Origin of the sequence: Acinetobacter sp. NPDC052428, assembly GCF_044547685.1 — a bacterium.
Classification (GTDB): Bacteria; Pseudomonadota; Gammaproteobacteria; order Pseudomonadales; family Moraxellaceae; genus Acinetobacter; species Acinetobacter lwoffii_G.
The window spans coordinates 1-3205 of the sequence record NZ_JBIUAT010000067.1; the positions used below are offsets into that span (position 1 = coordinate 1).

A 3205-nucleotide genomic window follows, 5' to 3' on the forward strand; every position below is an offset into this window, starting at 1 on the left:
GCATCTTCATTCTCCTTTTTGACTAAACCAAGAACTCTTGATCGAGCCAAACTCAGCAATGCTTCAGCTGTACTTTTACCAGCAGCGCCCAGAATAAAACCAAATAGTTCTGGGTAGTTGCCACTAGCAAGAAATAAACTTGCCGGTTTAGCAAAGACCACACATAAAATGAAGCCGGCAAAGAATCCTATCCAGCGATCCCGAGTAGGCTCCTTACTTAATAGAAAGCCAAAAGTTGCCCCCAACACACCTGTAAAAAGGATGTGTGAATGGCTCTTTATGCTTTCTAATACTTGACTAAGAAAGTCCATATACATCCCCTTTAGTCATACATCCCCCTTTTTTTTGGCATTAAAAAAGCACCCTGAGGTGCTGTCATTTGGTTAAGTTTAGACTTCTATTTCTGAATGCTGACCAGTGGGTGCCGGCCTTAAAATCACCTGATTTGAGATAAACACTCTGGCACCTAAATTATAAGCTGTGCCAGATGTGCACAGCACTGGCCCAGAACCACCATCAATCTGCACCCGATACTCTGGGTGCTTCACTGAAGTAATCGTGCCAATATATTCCGCATGAGTGGGATTTAAAAGCTTCCGCAATTCAAATAAAGGGTTATTCACGGCTGATACGCTCCACGGTAATTGTTTCATTGACCTTCTCATGCGAAAAACTGCCACTTACCCCATCAATCACACCCCACCACTGGCCGTTAAAGGCAATGGTTTTACCTGGCAGCATTTCCCCGATTTCTTGGCTCACTGGTATATCAGCAAAGGTGTGCAGCTCCTGAATGTTGGCTTTGATCAACTCAGATTTGCCGTAACTGGCACCAGACACCACATTGAATAATGGTCCTATGACCGTTTCCAATGGAACATCACCAGAGGTACCACGCTGCAGCACCTTCAGACTTTCACCACTTCGACTGTTCACCACAGTAATAGCATTAAAGTCAGCAATATATTCATCGTTCTGCTTGATGGTCTGCTGCATCACCACGCTTTCAGGCAATATAATGTCATAATCATCAACGGTCAGAGAATCCCAATAGCCTTTTTGGTATCGGGGTAAAATCGTCAGTGTATTCCCTGCTTTTTGACTATAGATAAAGCCACCACCTGCATCAACCACCTGCTTTATTGCATCGATTGGTGCAAGTTCTGCATAACTCAGGCTCTCAATCGGTACAATCCAACCCAATTCATCAATCAATCTCCAATCTAAGTTGGTACCGCTATTTGCCCGATCAATTTCAGCCTGAACCAGTTGAACAGAAGTACGTTCATTGTCCTGGATAAATGAGCGTGTTGGTCCGTATTTATCAGAGTTTAACGCTGTAACACTTCGCCCAGGGTAGGTATATAAAACACTGGCAAAGCGTCGGGTTTCTTCTGGATATTCAAGGAGGATATGATGCTCAAAACCATTAATCATGACCTTTAGGATCACCGGCTGCCCATCAATAGGCTGCAGCTTATCTTTCTCGGTATGAGCCACAGTAATGGAATAGGTCCAGCACCATTGAGACCGACTGGTACTGTAGCTGCCATCCATGACTTTAATTCTTTCGCCGGTATCCAATCGCTCGGCTGTTAATGTATTCACGATATACCACCAGTTTCTGTTCGGCAGTGCTGGAATACAGTCATCTGCACCAAAATTTAAAACAACATTGTGTGAGTCAGTATCACAAAGGCAAATAAAGTTTAGATCCGTGCTGCCTTCATATTGTGGTAATTCTGGCTCCGGCCAAGGTAAAACTGGATGCTTGCGATAATGAATCGCTTTGGCTTTATCCCAGGGCAAATCTGACTTGGTGACAATCTCAAGGCCTTTATCCCACTCAAATGAGAATCGCTTTTCAAAGACCTGGGCCACTTCATGCGAATAAGTAAAAGTCTTGCGCCGGCGGATCATCTCCTGCCAGACTGTTTCTCGGTTATGACGCAGCTTGACGGTTTCTTCATGCACATATCGCTGATGAATAAAGCGTTTATCACCCTCTTCCCAAATCACATATGCATCTGAACTTAAACCGGTTGCTTGCTCATGTATCGATCTAACCGCGCGATTCAATGACCCTGCTTGCTCATATTGAATATTTTTCTGATTGGAAATCACCAAACCCTGGTCATAAAAAAGAGCCTCATTTGAGACTCTTACTATAGGCTTGGCCCATGGTATTTCTGTGGTGCTCAAGGCTGCGATGGCTTTCTTATATCGCATATCAAAGCCATAAGACACGCCCACCAGATGATTGATATCGAATAGTGCTTTAACTTCGAATGAAAACCCAGTATCTAAAGCCGTATCAATCGTGCACAGGTTTTCACTAAATACCGCTTCGATTTCAAAACTAAAACTGGTGTCTAAGACTGTATCAATATGCCCAATGACATCGGTGTTCTCTTTAAAGACTGCGACAACATCAAAGCTGAACTCAATATCAATTACCGTGTCTATAACTGCAGTGTTTGCACCACTATCTGCATAGACTGCTGTGACTTCAAGTGAAAACTCAGTATCAAGTACTGTATCGATTACAGCAGAAACATCTTCGCCAAAATTGAGATTGGTCGATCCGTCGGCTAAGTACTCAAAATTAAGAATGATGTTATGGCTATCAGTATTATCAGGCTTAAAGTTTAGGTTTAGGTTATGCGCATCAACGGTGCCGAGCTTATTTTTAAAATCCACATGAGCACCCTTTTAAATTAAGGTCTGAGTTTTATTGATTGGATGGACAAGGTACCACCCACAACCAGATTGGTATTCGCTAAAGATATATCTGTGCCAACAGTAAGATCGGCAGCGACCCCGCCAGCACCGTTGTAGATTCGCGCCCAAGTTGCGGTACCAGTTTTAATCACTGTTGCTGTATCGGTTGGATGAAGCTCTACATAAGTGGCTGTAGTTTCTTTAATACAAGGCTCAGGGAATGTGAGTGTCACCAAAGCGCTGTTTGAATCTGTTGCAACCGCAGGATTGGCTGGCTGCACACCCTCATAAAAAATAACGGTAGCACTTTGGCTACCGCTATCCATAAAACTTGCAAAGGCTTGAATCATGGCAAGCCGAGCATTGATTGATGTTTTACTCATTTTGGCACCACGTTATCTTGAATGACTGCGTTGAATTGAGAGGCAGGATGATGTGTGACAATAAAAAATTTTGTTTTCATTAACTGTGAAAACCTATAATT

4 protein-coding genes are annotated in these 3205 nt (G+C 43.2%); all 4 read right to left on the reverse strand.

Annotation, left to right across the window (positions count from 1 at the left end; all coding sequences use genetic code 11):
• A partial coding sequence (locus ACIG3F_RS15990) for a hypothetical protein (RefSeq protein WP_396470532.1) occupies positions 1–311 on the reverse strand: 311 nt, incomplete at its 3' end.
• A 78-nt stretch (positions 312–389) separates the two neighbouring features.
• Complete coding sequence (locus tag ACIG3F_RS15995) at positions 390–623, reverse strand: hypothetical protein (protein WP_086044635.1); 234 nt, start codon at positions 621–623, stop codon at positions 390–392.
• Positions 616–2700 (reverse strand): hypothetical protein, encoded by a 2085-nt coding sequence (locus ACIG3F_RS16000; protein WP_396470533.1) that lies wholly within the window; start codon positions 2698–2700, stop codon positions 616–618. The genes ACIG3F_RS15995 and ACIG3F_RS16000 overlap by 8 nt, the downstream gene beginning before the upstream one ends.
• A gap of 17 nt (positions 2701–2717) precedes the next feature.
• Positions 2718–3104: a hypothetical protein gene (locus ACIG3F_RS16005; RefSeq protein WP_396470534.1), complete on the reverse strand. Its 387-nt coding sequence runs from the start codon at positions 3102–3104 to the stop codon at positions 2718–2720.
• Positions 3105–3205 lie beyond the last annotated feature (101 nt).